This window comes from Flavobacterium sp. RSSA_27 (assembly GCF_051547125.1).
Classification (GTDB): Bacteria; Bacteroidota; Bacteroidia; order Flavobacteriales; family Flavobacteriaceae; genus Flavobacterium.
Window position 1 is genome coordinate 483145 of record NZ_JBPTTN010000002.1, and the last position, 18051, is coordinate 501195.

The 18051-nt window shown below is 32.8% G+C and carries 14 protein-coding genes; 9 read left to right on the forward strand and 5 right to left on the reverse strand.

Annotated features, from left to right (window positions below):
• Positions 1-39: 39 nt before the first annotated feature.
• From ACSVH5_RS04920 to ACSVH5_RS04960, 9 genes are all read left to right on the forward strand, one after another.
• Positions 40-2112 (forward strand): beta-N-acetylhexosaminidase, encoded by a 2073-nt coding sequence (locus ACSVH5_RS04920; RefSeq protein WP_438060343.1) that lies wholly within the window; start codon positions 40-42, stop codon positions 2110-2112.
• 193 nt (positions 2113-2305) lie between these two features.
• Entirely contained in the window at positions 2306-3394 is a 1089-nt protein-coding gene (locus tag ACSVH5_RS04925) for a glycoside hydrolase family 18 protein (RefSeq protein WP_438060344.1), read from the forward strand.
• A gap of 96 nt (positions 3395-3490) precedes the next feature.
• Complete coding sequence (locus tag ACSVH5_RS04930; RefSeq protein WP_438060345.1) at positions 3491-5110, forward strand: ABC-F family ATP-binding cassette domain-containing protein; 1620 nt, start codon at positions 3491-3493, stop codon at positions 5108-5110.
• Between the two features lie 154 nt (positions 5111-5264).
• Positions 5265-5810 (forward strand): bifunctional pyr operon transcriptional regulator/uracil phosphoribosyltransferase PyrR, encoded by a 546-nt coding sequence (gene pyrR / locus ACSVH5_RS04935; RefSeq protein ID WP_438060346.1) that lies wholly within the window; start codon positions 5265-5267, stop codon positions 5808-5810.
• Between the two features lie 8 nt (positions 5811-5818).
• Entirely contained in the window at positions 5819-6745 is a 927-nt protein-coding gene (locus tag ACSVH5_RS04940) for an aspartate carbamoyltransferase catalytic subunit (protein WP_438060347.1), read from the forward strand.
• 1 nt (position 6746) lies between these two features.
• Complete coding sequence (locus ACSVH5_RS04945; protein WP_438060348.1) at positions 6747-7076, forward strand: ribonuclease Z; 330 nt, start codon at positions 6747-6749, stop codon at positions 7074-7076.
• A gap of 38 nt (positions 7077-7114) precedes the next feature.
• The gene (locus ACSVH5_RS04950; protein ID WP_438060349.1) at positions 7115-8020 is read left to right on the forward strand and encodes a ribonuclease Z; all 906 of its coding nucleotides are present in this window, start codon (positions 7115-7117) and stop codon (positions 8018-8020) included.
• Positions 8021-8092: 72 nt separating this feature from the next.
• Positions 8093-8737, forward strand: coding sequence for a pyridoxamine 5'-phosphate oxidase (gene pdxH, locus ACSVH5_RS04955; RefSeq protein WP_438060350.1), 645 nt, complete (start codon positions 8093-8095; stop codon positions 8735-8737).
• 165 nt (positions 8738-8902) lie between these two features.
• Positions 8903-9412: a CAP domain-containing protein gene (locus ACSVH5_RS04960; RefSeq protein ID WP_438060351.1), complete on the forward strand. Its 510-nt coding sequence runs from the start codon at positions 8903-8905 to the stop codon at positions 9410-9412.
• Between the two features lie 598 nt (positions 9413-10010).
• Here the strand turns inward: ACSVH5_RS04960 and ACSVH5_RS04965 are convergent.
• From ACSVH5_RS04965 to ACSVH5_RS04985, 5 genes are all read right to left on the reverse strand, one after another.
• Positions 10011-11954: an OmpA family protein gene (locus tag ACSVH5_RS04965; protein WP_438060352.1), complete on the reverse strand. Its 1944-nt coding sequence runs from the start codon at positions 11952-11954 to the stop codon at positions 10011-10013.
• Positions 11955-11986: 32 nt separating this feature from the next.
• The gene (locus ACSVH5_RS04970) at positions 11987-12352 is read right to left on the reverse strand and encodes a tetratricopeptide repeat protein (RefSeq protein WP_438060353.1); all 366 of its coding nucleotides are present in this window, start codon (positions 12350-12352) and stop codon (positions 11987-11989) included.
• A 22-nt stretch (positions 12353-12374) separates the two neighbouring features.
• Entirely contained in the window at positions 12375-13028 is a 654-nt protein-coding gene (locus tag ACSVH5_RS04975; RefSeq protein ID WP_438060354.1) for a tetratricopeptide repeat protein, read from the reverse strand.
• Between the two features lie 2 nt (positions 13029-13030).
• On the reverse strand, positions 13031-13942 hold the full coding sequence (locus tag ACSVH5_RS04980) for a PorP/SprF family type IX secretion system membrane protein (protein ID WP_438060355.1): 912 nt from the start codon (positions 13940-13942) through the stop codon (positions 13031-13033).
• Between the two features lie 79 nt (positions 13943-14021).
• On the reverse strand, positions 14022-18051 hold a 4030-nt coding region (locus tag ACSVH5_RS04985; protein ID WP_438060356.1), incomplete at its 5' end, for a DUF7507 domain-containing protein.

Here is an 18051-nt window from a genome sequence, read left to right on the forward strand (position 1 = left end):
TAACCACCTGATTGAAGATTTTATATACCAAAACCACTTATGAAATACCTTTTTATACTGTTTTTTGTAACATTAGCTACGACAGCTCAAGTAAGCAAGGAGTCTTTAAATGTAATGCCTTGGCCACAAAAAATGGAGCTAAAGTCTGGAAATTTTGCTTTAAATTCATCTTTTAAAGTAAACGTTACTGGGCAACCTAATTCGAGAATTTTTGTAGCTACTTCTAATTTTTTAAGACGATTGGATGGTAGAACTGGGTTGTTTTTTAAGCAAGGTTTTGTGACTGCAACCAATGAATTTCCTGATGCACAGTTGCAAATCAATTGTGTAAAAGCTGGAAAAATTGGCTTGTACGAAGATGAAAGTTATCAATTGACGATACAATCGAATACAATTTCTATCAATGCTTCCTCAGATTTAGGCGCGATGCATGCATTGGAAACGCTTTTGCAATTGCTTCAAAATAATGCTACTTCTTTCTATTTTCCAAGCGTAACTATCACAGATATGCCTCGTTTTACTTGGCGTGGATTAATGATTGATGCTGCAAGACATTTTCAACCTGTTGATGTTATCAAAAGAAACTTAGATGCTATGGCTGCTATGAAAATGAATGTTTTTCATTGGCATTTGGTAGATGATCAAGGTTGGAGAATAGAAATGAAAAAGCATAAAGTGCTTACAGATAAAGCTTCTGATGGCCTTTTCTACAGTCGAGAAGAAATTAAAGGAATTGTAAAATATGCTGCTGATAGAGGTATTCTTGTGGTACCTGAAATTGATGTGCCTGGTCATGCCTCAGCAATTTTAACAGCTTTTCCAGAAATAGGAAGTAAAGTTGTGACGATAAATAAAGGCTCTTCTGAAACTACGCAGAAAGCATCAGGTCTTGTAACGTATTCGTTAGAGAGAAATGCAGGTATTTTTACACCAACATTAGATCCTTCTAATCCAAGAACGTATCAATTGTTAAGTGAAATTTTTGATGAAGTTTGCCCATTGTTTCCTGGGAAATATTTCCACATTGGTGGTGATGAAAACGAAGGTAAAGATTGGGATGCTAATCCTAAGATTCAGGAATTTATGAAGAAGCATAAGTTGGCCAACAATCATGAATTGCAGACTTATTTTACGATGCAATTAATTCCAATGTTAAAAAAGCATCAAAAAGAATTGATGGGGTGGGAAGAAATTATGACTAAGAATATGTCCAAAGAGGCCATAATTCATTCTTGGAAAGGACCAAACGAAGGTGTAGCTGCTGGTAGTTCTTTGATTGCAGCTGCTAAAAATGGCTACAAAACAGTTTTGTCCAATGGTTTTTATGTGGATTTGGTTCAAGGAGTTGAATGTCATTATTTGAATGATCCAATGCCTAATAATGCCTCACTTTCATCAGAAGAAAAAGCTAGAATTTTAGGGGGAGAAGCTACAATGTGGAGCGAATTGGTTACTCCCGAGACAATTGATTCTAGACTTTGGCCAAGAACTGCAGCTATTGCTGAAAGGCTTTGGTCTGATGCTAGTGTAACTGATTTGGCAAGTATGCGAAAAAGATTGAAAACCATTTCATTTCGGTTGGAAGAATTAGGAATTACGCATATTCGCAATAAAGAAGTGGTGTTGAGAAATATCAGTAACAATCAAAATACAACTGCTTTACAAACATTTTCAGCAGTTTGTGAACCTTTGAAAATTTATTCTCGTAATGCGGGAGGAACAGAATATCAAATGTATTCTCCGTTTACTTTGTTTGCTGATGCTTGTACTCCTGATGCTGAAGACGCTTTAGTTTTTAATGAATTAGTTGTTGCATACGTAAAAAATAAAGACGTCTCAGTTGAGAAAGAGATTACTATCTTTTTGAATAAATGGATACAAAATCACAAGGATTTAGAGTTGTTAAGTCAAAATGCGCCATTGGTACAACCTCTTTTGCCTTTATCCAAAGCGTTGCAAGATATGTCAGAACAATTGCTTTATAAGTTCCAAAAGAATTCCAGTTATAACGCTGTTACAGCGAAAGAGTTATTAGAAAAATGCAACTCCAAAGCACACGCAGATGTTGAATTGGCGGTTTATTTAGGATTAAAAAAAATGGTAGAATTATAATTTTTAGTTCTATTATGAATAGTGTTTAGTTTGATTAAGTTTGGTTTATTTAGTTTTTATTACTATTTGAATTGGTGTTAATTTCTTTTCAATTTGGTTATTGTTTTTTTAGAAATTAATGTAAAAGAAACCTGGTATTTTTACCAGGTTTCTTTGTAAATAATAAGTAGTTTTACTCTAAAAAAGTATATCGATGAAAGATTGTAAATTTTTGATAGTTTTCCTTTTGTTTTCTCTTTTTGCTGAAGCACAAAAGCATAAAGATTTATCTGTGATTGCCTACTATACTGGTGACGATAAACAAATCGACACTTATGATGTTAAAAAATTGACGCATATTATTTATAGCTTTTGTCATTTAAAAGAGGGAAAATTAAATGTAGATACGGCTAAAGATTCCTCTGCAATTAAGCATTTGGTTTCTCTAAAATCAATAAATCCTAAATTAAAAGTGATGCTTTCTTTGGGAGGCTGGGGAGGTTGTGAACCTTGTTCAGAGGGTTTTGATTCAGCTGAGAAAATTGCTGTTTTTGCGAAATCAGTAAAAGAAATTAACGATTATTTTAAATGTGATGGACTGGATTTGGATTGGGAGTATCCTACAATTGAAGGTTTTCCTGGACACAAGTTTCGACCTCAAGATAAATCTAATTTTACAGCTCTTTTAGTTGCTTTGTGCAATGCTTTAGGACCAAAAAATGAACTGAGTTTTGCCGCAGGAGGGTTTATGAAATATTTGAAAGAAGCGGTAGATTGGAAAGCGATTGTGCCATTGGTTGATCGAGTAAATATTATGAGTTACGACTTAGTCAATGGTTATGCTACCGTAACTGGTCATCATACTCCATTGTTTAGTACAAAAAACGAGGAAGAATCCACTGATAAAGCTGTTGGCTACCTTTTAAAATTGGGAGTACCTGCAAAAAAGCTTGTCATTGGAGCGGCATTTTATACTCGTATTTGGAAAAATGTTGTTGCTATCAATAACGGTCTGTATCAATCTGGTGCAGCTACCAACGGAATTGATTTTAAAGATTTTGAAACTAAATTAACTAAGGATAAAGGTTGGAATTATTTCTGGGACGAGAAAGCACAAGCTCCTTATTGGTACAACGAAAAAGAGCAATTGTTTGCAACTGGCGATGACCTTAAATCGGTAGAAGTTAAAACAAGATATGCTATCAAGAAAAAGCTTGGTGGCATCATGTTTTGGGAATTGCTTTTGGACAAAAAGCAAGACGGAATGCTAGATAGTATGGATAATGTATTGAAAAAGAATTAATTGTATTTAATTTGTTTCTGAAATACTGATGAATTGCAACCAAGATAAATCAGTATTTTTTTGTATTTTTGCAAAAAATTTTTAAAAAAGCAATTCATGTTAACAGTTAATAATTTATCAGTTCAATTTGGTAAAAGAATTTTATTCGACGAAGTAAACACTACATTCACTCACGGTAATGTTTACGGAGTAATCGGAGCCAATGGTGCTGGAAAATCAACCTTTTTAAAAATAATTTCTGGCGAAATGGAACCAACTTCTGGACATATCCATTTAGAACCAGGGAAAAGAATGTCAGTGTTGAACCAAAATCACAACATGTTTGATGAACATACGGTATTGGAAACGGTGATGATGGGTAATAAAGTTTTGTATGCTGTCAAAAAAGAAATGGACGAACTTTATTTGGATTATAATGACAAAAACGCTGACAGAATTGGAGAATTGCAAGTGCAATTTGAGGAAATGAATGGATGGAATGCCGATTCTGATGCAGCAGCTATGTTGTCAAATCTTGGTATTACAGAAGACAATCATTATACTTTGATGGCCGATTTGGAAGGAAAAATGAAGGTGCGTGTCCTTTTGGCGCAAGCTTTATTCGGAAATCCTGACTTGTTGATTATGGATGAGCCTACCAACGATTTGGATTTTGAAACCATTGCTTGGTTAGAAAATTTCTTAGCCAATTATGAAAATACGGTAATCGTAGTTTCTCACGACAGACACTTTTTAGATGCAGTTTGTACGCATATTTCTGATATTGATTTTAATAAAATTAGTCACTATTCTGGTAACTATACGTTTTGGTACGAATCTAGTCAATTAGCGGCCAAGCAACGTGCTCAACAAAACAAAAAAGCCGAGGAGAAGAAACAAGAATTAGAGGAGTTTATCCGTCGTTTTAGTGCTAACGTGGCTAAATCGAAACAAGCAACTTCTCGTAAAAAAATGATTTCGAAATTGAATATTGCAGAAATCAAACCTTCTAGCCGTCGTTATCCTGCTATTATTTTTGATCAAGATCGTGAAGCAGGCGATCAAATTTTGAATGTACAAGATTTGAGTGCTTCTGTAGATGGAGAACTTTTGTTCAAAGGCGTAGATTTGAATATGGCCAAAGGAGATAAAATTGTACTTTTTTCAAAAGATTCTCGTGCAACAACGGCTTTTTATGAAATTTTAAATGGCAATCAAGTTGCAGATTCTGGTAAATTTGAATGGGGAGTAACTACTAATCAAGCCTATTTACCTAGTGAGAATCATGCTTTTTTTGAAAATGATTTAACCTTAGTAGATTGGTTGCGTCAATATGCAAAAACTGAAGAAGAAAGAGACGAAGTATATATAAGAGGTTTTCTCGGTAAAATGATTTTTTCTGGAGAAGAAGCTTTGAAAACGAGTAGAGTTTTATCAGGGGGAGAAAAAGTACGTTGTATGTTGTCTAGAATGATGATGGAACGAGCTAATATCTTAATGTTAGATGAACCAACAAACCACTTGGATTTGGAGTCGATTACAGCTTTTAATAATTCATTAAAAAACTATAAAGGTTCAGTTATTTTTACCACTCATGACCACGAGTTTGCACAAACTGTTGGTAATAGAGTAGTGGAGCTTACACCAAATGGAGCCATTGACCGATACATGACATTTGACGAATATTTAGATGACGATAAAATACAAGAATTGAGAGTTAAAATGTATACACGATAATTTAATTGAAACCTTTCGAAAGAAAGGTTTTTTTTTGTTTTAATTTGAATCTAAATAGCCTTTGGTTTTTTTATAGGAGATTTACTTTTATAACTATTCCCTGTTTATTGCTAAATCGAAATTTGTATATTTGTACACCAAACAAAACTATACCATGAATCAAAAAGTATTGCTCACTTCCAAAGAAGTCAATATCATCCTAAATCGTTTGGCTTGTCAATTAATCGAAAAACATCTTGATTTTTCTGATACTATCTTAATTGGAATTCAACCCAGAGGTACTTTTTTGGCCAAACGTTTAAAAAGTATTTTAGAAAACGACTACCAAGTATCCAACATAAAAATAGGGTTTTTAGACATCACTTTTTTTAGAGATGATTTTAGAAGAACCGATAAACCCTTGGAAGCCAATATTACACAAATCGATTTTTTGGTCGAAAATAAAAAAGTAATTTTTGTTGATGATGTGTTGTACACAGGAAGAAGTATTAGGGCTGCTTTAACTGCAATTCAGTCTTTTGGAAGACCATCAGGTATTGAACTTTTGACCTTAATCGATAGAAGATTCAGTCGTGATTTACCCATTCAGCCAGATTATCGCGGACGACAAGTCGATGCAATTAATGACGAAAAAGTAAAAGTTACTTGGGCAGAACAAGGAGGAGAAGATGGTGTTTTTTTAATCAATAATAATCAATAAGTATAAAAATGAGCGAGTTAAGCGTAAATCATTTATTAGGAATTAAATATATCACCAAAAACGATATTGACCTTATTTTTGAAACAGCTGATCATTTTAAAGAAGTTATCAATAGACCCATTAAAAAAGTTCCTTCTTTACGAGACATTACCATAGCCAATATTTTTTTTGAAAACAGTACCAGAACCAAACTTTCGTTTGAACTGGCCCAAAAACGTTTATCAGCAGATGTAATTAGTTTTTCTGCAGCCCAATCTTCTGTGAAAAAAGGGGAGACGTTAATTGATACTGTTAATAACATTTTATCAATGAAGGTGGACATGGTTGTCATGCGTCATGCAAATCCTGGAGCTGCTTATTTTTTGTCAAAAAACGTAAAAGCAAGTATCGTAAATGCCGGAGATGGCGCTCATGAACATCCTACACAAGCGCTGTTAGATAGTTATTCAATCAGAGAAAAATTGGGAGATGTAGGAGGAAAAAAAGTAGTTATTGTTGGAGATATTTTACACTCGCGCGTAGCTTTATCTAATATATATGCTTTGCAAATGCAAGGAGCAGAAGTTAAAGTTTGTGGTCCAAAAACATTGATTCCTAGACATATCGAATCACTTGGAGTAACGGTTGAGTCGGATTTACGTAAGGCGTTGGAATGGTGTGATGTAGCCAATATGTTGAGAGTGCAAAATGAACGTATGGATGTTAATTTTTTTCCATCTACGCGAGAATATGCGCAACAATACGGAGTTGATAAAAATTTGTTAGATTCGTTGAGTAAAGAGATTGTAATAATGCACCCAGGACCTATAAACCGTGGGGTAGAAATTACTTCTGATGTGGCAGATTCTCAACAATCTGTTATTTTGAATCAAGTAGAAAATGGAGTAGCAATTCGAATGGCTGTAATTTATTTATTAGCTTCAAAAATTCAATAAGATGAAAGTAGATACCAAAGGACATACAATAACAATTAAAGATACAGAAGGTGTTACTACTTTTGTTGAAAAAGTAACGAACCAATATGCCAGTTTTAAAGATTTTAATCTGATTTTGGATATCTCTCACGATACAACTGTCGATATAGAATCAATTAAACTTTTTTTAAGTTTATCAAAACACCATAAAAAAAACAAAAAATCTTTTGTTATTGTAGCAAATGAAATTGATTTCAATGCTGTACCAAACACAATAACAGTTGTTCCTTCATTATTAGAAGCTCACGACATTATTGAAATGGAAGAGATTGAAAGAGATTTAGGTTTTTAATAAGGTATCTAAATAATTTACTACCAACACACTTTACTTTGAAATTAACCGTACTAGGTTGCTATGCTGCGACACCTCGAACTTTTACTAATCCAACCTCTCAATTGTTGGAGATTAAAAACAGGTGTTTTTTAATAGATTGTGGCGAAGGAACTCAAGTGCAATTGCGTAAAAACAAAGTCAAGTTTACCAAGATCAGTCATATTTTTATTTCACATTTACATGGAGATCATTTCTATGGACTTATTGGTTTAATTTCTTCCTTTTCACTACTGTCTAGAGTAGCAGATTTACATATTTATGGGCCAAAAGGTCTGAAAGAAATCATTCAACTACAATTAAAGCTCTCACATTCTTGGACCAATTATGAAATTCATTTTCATGAATTAGATTCTAAAGAAAGTGAATTGATTTTTGAAGATGAAAAGGTTAGTGTGTTTACTATACCTTTAAAACATAGAGTGTATACCAATGGCTTTTTGTTTCAGGAGAAAGAAGGAGATAGAAAATTAAACATCGATGTTATTAAAGAATTGGAGATAGATGTTTGTTACTATAAAAAGATTAAAAAGGGAGGAAATATTACGCTAGAAAACGGACAAGTTATAGATAATGAGCAGCTTACTTTTCCTGGCGAAGCTACAAAATCCTATGCTTTTTGTTCAGATACAGCTTATTCAGAAGCAATAATTCCAATCATTAAAGAAGTCGATTTGCTTTATCATGAAACTACTTTTTTAGAAAGTGAATCACAGTTAGCAACAAAAACGATGCATTCAACTGCAATTCAAGCGGCTACAATTGCTTCAAAAGCAAATGTAAAATTGTTACTTTTAGGTCATTATTCTACACGATACGAAAGTATTGCTTCGTTTAAAGAGGAAGCCTTAACTGTTTTTTCAAATGTGCAATTGGCAGATGATGGAACAACCTTCGAAATCTAATTGAATTACTTTTTGTAAAAATTGCTACATTAGAAAGTTTTTTAATTTACCTTATTGTTTAAAATTAAAACTATGAAAGATTTAAGTGATTACAGAAAATCCTATGATAAAAGTGAGTTATTAGAAGCTACTATTCCAGAAGATCCAATTAATTTATTCAACCGTTGGTTTCATGAAGTGGAAGATTTTGGCGGTGTAGACGAAGTTAATGCCATGACCGTTTCAACGATTGGTTTAGATGGTTTTCCTAGATCACGAGTGGTTTTATTGAAAAAATTCAATGAGGAAGGCTTTGTTTTTTTTACTAATTATAATTCAGAGAAAGGAAAAGCTATTGCAGCTAACCCTAATATTTGCTTGTCGTTTTTTTGGTCAAGTATGGAACGTCAGGTAATTATTAAAGGACGTGCACAAAAAACAAGTGATTCCGTATCGGATGGGTATTTTGATTCAAGACCTGACGGAAGTAAATTAGGTGCACTAGTATCGAATCAAAGCCAAGTAATTCCTTCAAGAGATTTTTTAGAAAATAGTTTAAAAGAATTGGAACAAAAATATCAAGGAAAGATAATTCCCAGACCTGATTTTTGGGGAGGCTATTTGGTGGTTCCTTTTGAAGTAGAATTTTGGCAAGGAAGACCTAATCGTTTACATGATAGAATTCAGTATAAATTACAAGATGATTATTCTTGGGAAATAAAAAGAGTAGCTCCTTAATGTAAGAAAAAAGCATCTAAATGTTAAAATTAATGTATTTCATCGATAAAATTTGGTAGTTAATCGGTTTTTTTATTTAATTTATATACAAATAAGTAAGAAAAACGTAAAACATATTTAAAGAAGTTTTCCCCAAATCTACTTTAAACTTAAACTACCGATGTTATGAAAGCAATTTATCGACTACTCCCTTTTGTTTTTTTTGTAACAATAGTATTTAGTGCTTGTACTACGGAATCAGAAGAAAGTCTTACAGATGACTCCAAAGCTTATGAATATAACTCGGTAGTTTATAATTACAATTCAATCGAGTTGGAAACCTTAGACTTAATTAATAATTACAGAAAATCAATTGGATTGAATACTTTGGAGAGAATTAATTTTATTTCAGTTAAATCTCAAGAACATGTTAACTATATGATTGCAAACAATGTGGTAAATCACAATGACTTTGTTTCGCGTTCCAATGAAATAATTAGAGTACTAAGAGCAAAGACTGTTTCAGAAAATATTGCCTATAATTTTATAAGCCCAGCTGGAGCTTTTGATGCATGGTTGAAAAGCACTACACATAAAGAGAATATTGTAGGTGATTTTACACATTTTGGAATTTCTGTGCGTCAAGATCCAAAGACTGGTAAAAATTATTATGTTAACATATTTGCTAAAATTTAAAAAAGACACCCTTTAGTCTTTTAATTTTAAACATCCCTAGTCTCCTACAAAACCAAGCACTTGTTTTACTTCATTAATTTGCCTACAAAGTAAGCGCAGATTGAATACGCCTTTTAAGTGTCTTATTGACTCTTTAATCGATTTCAATTGAGTAGGATATACTTTTTTTGTAAACAATTTTATTTTTTTGAATATATAAAAAGGGCAAACACATCATTTATTTTTTCGCCACGAATTTAAAGAAAGTGGAAAAACTTTGACTGTAGCTTGGCTTACTTTGTTTACCGCTGATTCGCTGATTTTCAAAGAATAAAATAAGTGTTAGATAGAATTATACTACTGCACTACTATTTGTGGTATTAAAATTTGAATGACACGAATCATGTCTTTCTTTGGCAGATTTGTGCTATTTATGCTATTCTATTTTGTGTTAGTATGTGTAATTGTTTCGCCTATACGCTTTATCTAGGGTTATGGCTAATTTTTATTTTTTTAAACTAATGCGTTTGCCCTGATTATATATAACAGAAACAGGATTTAATATACCATAAAAAAAGGCTACAAAACGTAGCCTAATTTCCTTTTTTTGAATCAATAATTAGAGAGCAGTGATAATAAATTCGCTTCTACGGTTCAATTGATGTTCCTCTTCGGTACAGTCGGATTGATTGGTAGGTTCACAACCGCAATTGTTAACCAATTGTGATTCGCCATAACCTCTACCGGTAAGTCTTGATTGGTCTACTCCTTTAGAAATTAACCAATCAATGGTAGCTTTAGCTCTTCTTTCAGAAAGTGCCATATTGTATTTTGCTGTAGCTCGACAATCGGTATGAGAACGAATGTCCAATTTCATAGTTGGATGTTGTTGTAATACATCTAGAATTTTTGCTAAATCAATTGCGGCTTCTTTTCTAATAGTTGATTTATCCAAATCAAAATAGATCATCTTGATACCGAAACAAACTCCCAAATTATCTCCAACAGTTACTTTACAAAGACTTGAGTTCAGTTCGATATCAAGATTTGTTTCTCCTGAGGTATTCGGGATTTTAATTTTTACTTCTTTTGAAGTGTAATCTTTTTTTATGGCACGTACAAAATAATCTTTCCCACAATCAACACTAAAGGTATAGGTACCTGAATTATCTGTCACTAAGGTATCCAAAGTAGTATAGTTATTGTCAATTAATGTTAAAGTTGTTTCCGGTAAAACGGCTTTTGTTATACTGTCTTTTATGGTTCCTTTTAATAGTTGTACACAACGAGGTTTGAAATTGAATTTATAGATATCATCCGAACCCATGCCGCCATCTTTATTAGAAGTAATGAACCCTTTGTTGATGGCACTATCGCGAAAATAGCCAAAATCATCCTTTGAAGAGTTAATTTCACCACCATCATTTTCAACGGGTCCAAAAGTGTTGTTTGCATTTATTTTGGTTACAAAAACATCCAAACCACCAAGTCCAGGATGACCATCAGAGGAGAAATATAAAAGATTGTCTTTGGATACAAAAGGAAAGCTTTCTCTACCTTCGGTATTAATTTCATTTCCTAAATTTATTGGAGTACCATAACTGCCATCTGAATGAATTGCAACTTTATAGATATCAGACTGACCAAGTGTTCCAGGTCTATCGGATGCAAAATATAATGTTTGTTCATCTGGACTTAAAGCTGGGTGTGCCGTACTAAAATTGTCACTATTAAAAGGGAGTTCGATGATATTAGTCCATTTGTCTTTAACTAGTGTTGCTTTATAAATTTTCAACAAAGTTTCTTTTTTTGCATTCACCCCTTTTTTTCCATCTTTATAATTATTTCTTGTAAAGTACATTGTGGTTCCATCTTTACTAAAAACTGGAGTTGATTCATGAAATTTTGAATTGATAGTAGCGTCATAAGATATTGGTTTATCAGGAGTAAGCTCGCTATTGATAGTAGCAGCATATAAGTTAGTAAAATGCTCTCCTGTCCAAGTATGCTTGCGTTGGGTTACACCACCGGTATCTCTGGCACTTGCAAATACCAATTTATTATCTACAATAGCACTTCCATAGTCAGAATATTTAGAATTTATTCCAATGTTTTCTAAAGTATACCGCCCAACATTTGCTTTGATATCATTGATATAATTTCTTTTGTTTTTTAGACGTTTTCCTCGGCTATCTTGTGTTGACTTTCCTTCGAATTTGCTCAATAAAGCATCGGCTTCTTTTTCATTTCCTATTGCTTTTAATGATTGCGCATAGCGATAATAGTACTCGGGTTCTAGATCTGGAGTAAGTTGATACAATTGACCATACCATTGTGCTGCTTTCTCAAAATCAGAATTAAAATAATATGCGTTGCCTAATTTTTGAAACATAGCAGGTGATTGATACCCTCTTGAAGCAAGTCTTTCGTATGTTTTTATGGCATCAACATAGGCATAATTATCATATTTTTTATCCGCAGAAGCCATTTTAGCTTTTTGAGCATAAGAGTTCCATGAAATAATACCTATGAATACTATTGTTGTTATAATTCTTTTTTTCATGATAATTTATTTTTAAACGTGCTCTTATTATTTTATTGGTTTGTTAGAATTTTATATTTTGAAAGCATTTCATTAGATTTTTCCAGTTGTCCAATTTTTTTTAAGGATTGTCCAAATCTAAGATAGTATTCAGCATCTTGTTTATCCGAAAGTTTAAATAGTTCTGAATAATACTTACTTGCTTCTTCAAAATTATTTTTGAAAAAATAAGCGTCTCCTAATTTTTTACACATTTCTTTTGAGGTAAATCCATTATCTATAAGTCTTTCATATGTTTTTAAAGGATCAATAGTTTGGTTGTTGTTGTTATCCTCAGTAATTCTTTTAGTTTTTTGAGCATAGGAATTCCATGAAAAAAATTCAATTGAAACTAAGGTAATAAATACTGCTTTTTTCATGATTTCTTTGCTTTATTGATAGTCAATTTTCTTGCCCAGCTATAATTTTTTTATATTTTTCAAGAATTTCATTGGATTTTTCCAATTGTCCAACTTTTTTCAATGATTGCCCGTACCTAAAATAATATTCTGCTTCTAGTTTTGTTGCAACTTTAATCAATGCTGAATAGTATTTGATCGCTTCTGCGTAATCATTTTTATAGAAATAGGAATCACCTAATTTTTTATAGATTTCAATTGATGTAATACCATTATTCGATAATCGTTCAAATGTTTCTAATGGATCAATGTAAATTGATTCGTCATGTTGGTAGGTTTTAATATTTGAGGATTGTGTATTTAAAAAAGAGGTGTTATTAAATGAAAAAGTCGCTATTTTTTTGAGTTGTGATATTTTAGAAACTAATGTTCTTACTTTTATTGTTCGACTATTATTGGGTCCCAAATCATATTTATTGATTAAATTACTATTACTAACAGTATAGGTTATTTTTGATGCACCAAAGTTCATATTTATTTTTTCTGTCACTTCATATATATGGGAATACCTTTTTTCATTTTCATCATTAATCAAAGAGTCATTTTTTTCTTTATTAATTTGAAAAATCACTCTACTATTCAATATGAAAGAATTGAATAATAGAAGTATCTCTAATATGATAGTAATTAGTTTCATTTTTAGAAAAACCTTGGAGTATTGATTTTTGCATTGTTTTTGAATAGTTCATAGCGCAGGAAAATTTCATGTGATCCTGAATTGTAGTTTTCTAAGTTGGTTGTTTCCAGATCGTATCCATAACCAATATACATACCATCTGTAACTTGAAATCCAACCATTGCACTCATTGCAGCACTCCAACGATAAGCCACACCTAGAACTACTTTTTCAACAAACATAAAGTTGGCAGAAACATCTACTTGAAGTGGGGAACCTTCAACTAATTTGGTTAAAAAAGCAGGTTTAAATTTGATGTCATTGGATAAATCAAAAACGTAACCACCTATTAAATAGTAGTTTATTCTATCTTTGAAAATGGCTACATCATTATCATCATATCTGTTGGTTTGAATAAAATTGGGAACCGATAGCCCTACATATGCTTTATCCGAATGTAAATAAATTCCAGCACCTATATTAGGAGTAAAAACATTTCTTAAATTTTGAAATTGTGCATCACCTTGATCAGCAGGATTGAGTTTATTGACATTCAGATTAAATAAATTAGCAGTTGCTTTCATACCAAAAGATAGCTTGAAATTTTCTGAAGCTTGAAGTGTATAGGACAAATCAGCAGAAATTGTGTTTTCATCCACTGGTCCAATTCTATCATTAACAAATGATAATCCAATACCCATACTGCTGTTATTTAATGGAGTATGAATCGATGCAGTATTAGTTGTTGGCGCTCCATCTAGTCCTACCCATTGTGTGCGATGCAAAGCAAAAATACTCATCGCACCACGACTTCCTGCATAGGCAGGATTAATATTGATAGTATTGTACATGTACTGTGTGAATTGAGCATCTTGTTGACTATAACTCACCATCGCCAGTAACATCGTAATGAAAGTGATTACTTTTGTTTTCATAATAGCTTTTTTTTATTAGCATTTGAATTCCTAAGGAACTCAGTAGGTTAATTGGTACTTATTAAAATGAAACTTAGATTTATCTTGAAATATATAAATAGCCATCTTTTTTATTATGAACTTCATTTCCATTTAAGTCAAAGGAAGTGTAAGTCAAGATGTAAAAATAGGTTCCAGTTGGTAATCCAGATGATTGACTAATAGTGGTTCTACCTCTAGATACTCCATCAAAATAGTTTGCGCTATTATTGTAGTTTTTGGTATCGAAAACTAAAATTCCCCATCTATTATATATTTCTATAGTGTTTTCTGGATAACAAATAGTGTCGTCTATATTGTCAATTTTGAAGAAATCATTAAGACCATCTCCATTTGGTGAAAATGCATTGTGAACTAATATGGTACCACAACCTAATACTTTACAGTCAAAATTCACATTCATATTTACGAATACACTTCTAGGGCAATCTCCAGTTTCAATTCTATACTCAAATTGATAATCACCAATAGAAAGTTCAAATGGATTAAATTCACTTCCATTGAGTCTATTTGTACTACTACTATCAATCCATCTACCTCCTGTTGGGATATCTGTAGGAAGCAAGGTGTTTAAGTCAATGAGCGTTGAATCTGCATTACATGCCACACTATTGATTTCAATAGGAGCTATTGGCGTTACATCTATAGTTATTGTCGCTGTATCACAATCGGTAGGGAATAAGTTATTACATATTTGATAAGTAAATACATATTTTCCTGCCGAAATACCACTCAAAATTGTCACATTTCCAATAGCGTCAAATGTTATGAATGGATTGGAACCCGTTACTATTTTAAAATTAACATCATTTGTAGTTGTCAATGTTCCGTTTAATAAGTCATTGGCTGTAATTACATTTCCAATAACACCTGTTTGACTGCATTGAACAAAACTATAAGTGTCATCAACAGCGTCCAATCCAGCAAAGGTTTTGCAGCTTATACCAAAATCAATATTTAGATTTACTCTATCCTGTTCAGTAAGAGTGGCAAACAATATGTTATTGGTAGTACTTCCACAGTCAATATAACTGTTGGTTTTACTTGTTTTTGAAGTGCCGTTTTTATTGGATGCAGAAGGCAATACTTTAACCAAACCAGTGGCTGCAATAGCTTCTGAAGCGGCTTCAAATAATGGGTCTTTTTTGAACTCAATTCGATATTCTCCGTAGGCTCCCAATGGAGGTCTAGATCTCCAAAAACCTAAGATACCCATAGTAACTGATCGGTTAAAATTATTAGGTCCTGTTATGAATATGTTTGGAACATTTGTAGACCCATTACCATAACCTGCTGCATTGAGTTCTCCTGTATTTAGTACCCCTTCATAACTGTTATCACCATTAAAGTCAATCCATTCCCATTTGCTAAAATCTATAGCTCCATTACTATCAGGGATATTTTTTGTCACTATACCATCATTGTTGGCATCGTACCACTCGTCTTGTTTTCCATTGTTATTCAAATCGTACCATACAAAATCTCCAAGTACAGGTAAATCTGTTTTACCATAATCAAAATCTCTTCTCAAGTAGTTACATTTTTCAACTTTAATAATTAAGAAACTAGGATTGATATTGAATAAGCCAAAAGCACTATTCAAGTTGGCATCTTGAACTTGTAAAACATAATCTCCGGGTACCATATTGTCAAAGGAATATGAACCGTCAGCTTTAGTAACTCTAAAAAGTATTGGCCCAGGTGTACCGTTTAATGGTTTTAAAGTAACAGGTACGTTTGCTAAAGGTGTATTAGTATCTACGTTTGTAATTTTACCAAAAACTTTTGTATTATCCTCACAAATTACCGGTACAGTGACAGTTGCTGTATCACAATTTCCGAAATCTGCTTTTTCACAAATTTGATATACTAAGGTATAGGTTCCTGCTGGTGTTCCTTCTTTTACATCAATACTTCCATCAGGATTTAGAGTTAAAGTGCCTGTTGCATCTGGAGTTATGATTGTTAAATCTACATCTTTCGGGTTTACAGGATCTGTATTTAGAGTATCGTTATTAAATACATTTAATACATTTATGTTGCTGTTTAATCCGTTTACTGCTTTAGATACATCATCAACAGCATCGATTGTAAATGCAGGTCTTGAAGTACAAAATGGAGAGGATGGAGGATAACTCACCGTTATGGTTTCTGTTGGATTTAAAGTAAAAGAAACAGTTGCTGTAGGTCTAAGGTTTTCAAAACCATCAGCACCTTCTATCCATTTTCCATTTACTAGTAACCAACCTGGCCAATCGGTACCATTACCATTTGCATCTACGACAGCCCCTGGCCATAATACTTGCCCATTTAAAGGTAGATTACTCATCGTACTAACAACATTGTTATTGGTGTCTTTCCATGTGATGGTTAAACCATTAACAGGGGTGAAATTATTAGCTGTTGTAGTATACTTAAAGTAAGGAACATCATTGATACAAACAGCTTCACCAGTAACCGTCATACTAGGTTTGATAACTACAACAGTTACAATTGCTAAATCACAATTTGTAGGATTTATTTTTTCACAAAGTGAATATTCAATAGTATAAGTACCAGCCGGGGTATTATCAGGTACACTAACGATCCCTGTTATTGTATTAATAATTGGTGTAGGAGCTCCAGTTTCAATTGGAGTTGCTGGGGTAACTACTTTTATGTTAACTCTGTCAATTTCTGCCGGTTTGCTTCTAACACTATCAAATGTATTTGGATTTGCATTTAAAACATTTCCAATATTTGGATTACCTCCTTCAATATTAACAACTTCGAAGTAATCATCTTCTGCTATTACTTTTGGAGCAGTCACCGTTATCGTTATGATTGCGGAATCACAATTTGAAGGATTCAATTTTTCGCAAATGGTATAGAAAATTGTATACACTCCTGCAGGAACATCTTTAGGAATTATAATGTCTTTTGAATTTATATCTACATTAGGTACTGGATAATCTTCTCCTGATGGTAAAATAATTTCAGTTACTGTTACAATAACTTTGTCAAATTCAATTTTAACTCCATTTAAAGTATCTTCACCATTTCCATTATCCTTTGATATACTACCTGCAATAATTCTTTCAATAGTGTTGTCTACTACAAAATCATCATTTTGTGCGATAATTTCAGATGGAGATACAATAACAGTTGCAATTGCGGTATCACAGTTGGTAATGTTTTGTTTGTCACAAATTGTGTATTCAATAGTGTAGGATCCCGCTGGTGTATTTTCTGGTACTGAAATAGTTCCAGTTGAAATATCTAAAGATGGAACTGGAGAATTACTATTTAATGGTGTTGCTGGTGTGACTATTGAAATAATGACAGTTGCTGGAGTAGTAGGTGCTCCATTTAAGGTGTCAGGAGTTGTTGGATTACTTGTTAATACATTTCCAGCATTATTGTTTCCAATTGCACCATTACCTGCATTTATAGTATCATCAACAGCATCAATTACATAAGGTTTCTCATTTACAATTTCTTCATCAGTTGCATTTATTGGTTTGTTATCTGGTGTAAAACCATCAGCAATTGCTGTATTTGTAACAAAACCTGTGTTTAAATTTTCTTGAGTTACAGTATAGTTTTGATTATACTCTGCTGTTTGACCCGGTTGTAAAATTTCTATTAATGTATTTAAACCAGTTAATGGATCTTTTACTGTGATAGTATTTAATGTAACATTTCCAGTGTTTTTTACAATTATGGTGTAATTAATGACATCACCTACAATACTAAAACTTGGAGTGGTTGAAGTTTTAATCACTACTAATCCTGGACTTTGATTCAATTCTGTAATAGTACAATAAGTGCACTCAGGTTCTTTTGGACAAGTAGTACAAGGCGTAGGATCAGAAGAAGTATCCGTTACGGGTTTGTCATTTGGATCTTTAGCGGTAGCCAAAGCCAAGTTGTAAACAAATCCTTTATTGATGTCATCTTGGGTAATGGTATGTGAAGCTGAGAAGGTAGTACTATCAGTTGCACCCACAGCCAATGTTGCAATTGGACCACCAGTTACCACCGCATTATTATCCGTTACCGTTACATTAGTCAAGGTTACATTACCTGTA

Excerpts from the sequence above, each read along its gene's own strand:
- ACSVH5_RS04920 (WP_438060343.1), top strand. The coding sequence starts at position 40 with ATGAAATACCTTTTTATACTGTTTTTTGTAACATTAGCTACGACAGCT.
- ACSVH5_RS04945 (WP_438060348.1), top strand. The coding sequence starts at position 6,747 with ATGAAAGTAGATACCAAAGGACATACAATAACAATTAAAGATACAGAA.
- pdxH (WP_438060350.1), top strand. The coding sequence starts at position 8,093 with ATGAAAGATTTAAGTGATTACAGAAAATCCTATGATAAAAGTGAGTTA.
- ACSVH5_RS04975 (WP_438060354.1), bottom strand. The coding sequence starts at position 13,028 with ATGAAACTAATTACTATCATATTAGAGATACTTCTATTATTCAATTCT.
- ACSVH5_RS04965 (WP_438060352.1), bottom strand. The coding sequence starts at position 11,954 with ATGAAAAAAAGAATTATAACAACAATAGTATTCATAGGTATTATTTCA.
- ACSVH5_RS04925 (WP_438060344.1), top strand. The coding sequence starts at position 2,306 with ATGAAAGATTGTAAATTTTTGATAGTTTTCCTTTTGTTTTCTCTTTTT.
- pyrR (WP_438060346.1), top strand. The coding sequence starts at position 5,265 with ATGAATCAAAAAGTATTGCTCACTTCCAAAGAAGTCAATATCATCCTA.
- ACSVH5_RS04960 (WP_438060351.1), top strand. The coding sequence starts at position 8,903 with ATGAAAGCAATTTATCGACTACTCCCTTTTGTTTTTTTTGTAACAATA.
- ACSVH5_RS04970 (WP_438060353.1), bottom strand. The coding sequence starts at position 12,352 with ATGAAAAAAGCAGTATTTATTACCTTAGTTTCAATTGAATTTTTTTCA.
- ACSVH5_RS04940 (WP_438060347.1), top strand. The coding sequence starts at position 5,819 with ATGAGCGAGTTAAGCGTAAATCATTTATTAGGAATTAAATATATCACC.
- ACSVH5_RS04980 (WP_438060355.1), bottom strand. The coding sequence starts at position 13,942 with ATGAAAACAAAAGTAATCACTTTCATTACGATGTTACTGGCGATGGTG.
- ACSVH5_RS04930 (WP_438060345.1), top strand. The coding sequence starts at position 3,491 with ATGTTAACAGTTAATAATTTATCAGTTCAATTTGGTAAAAGAATTTTA.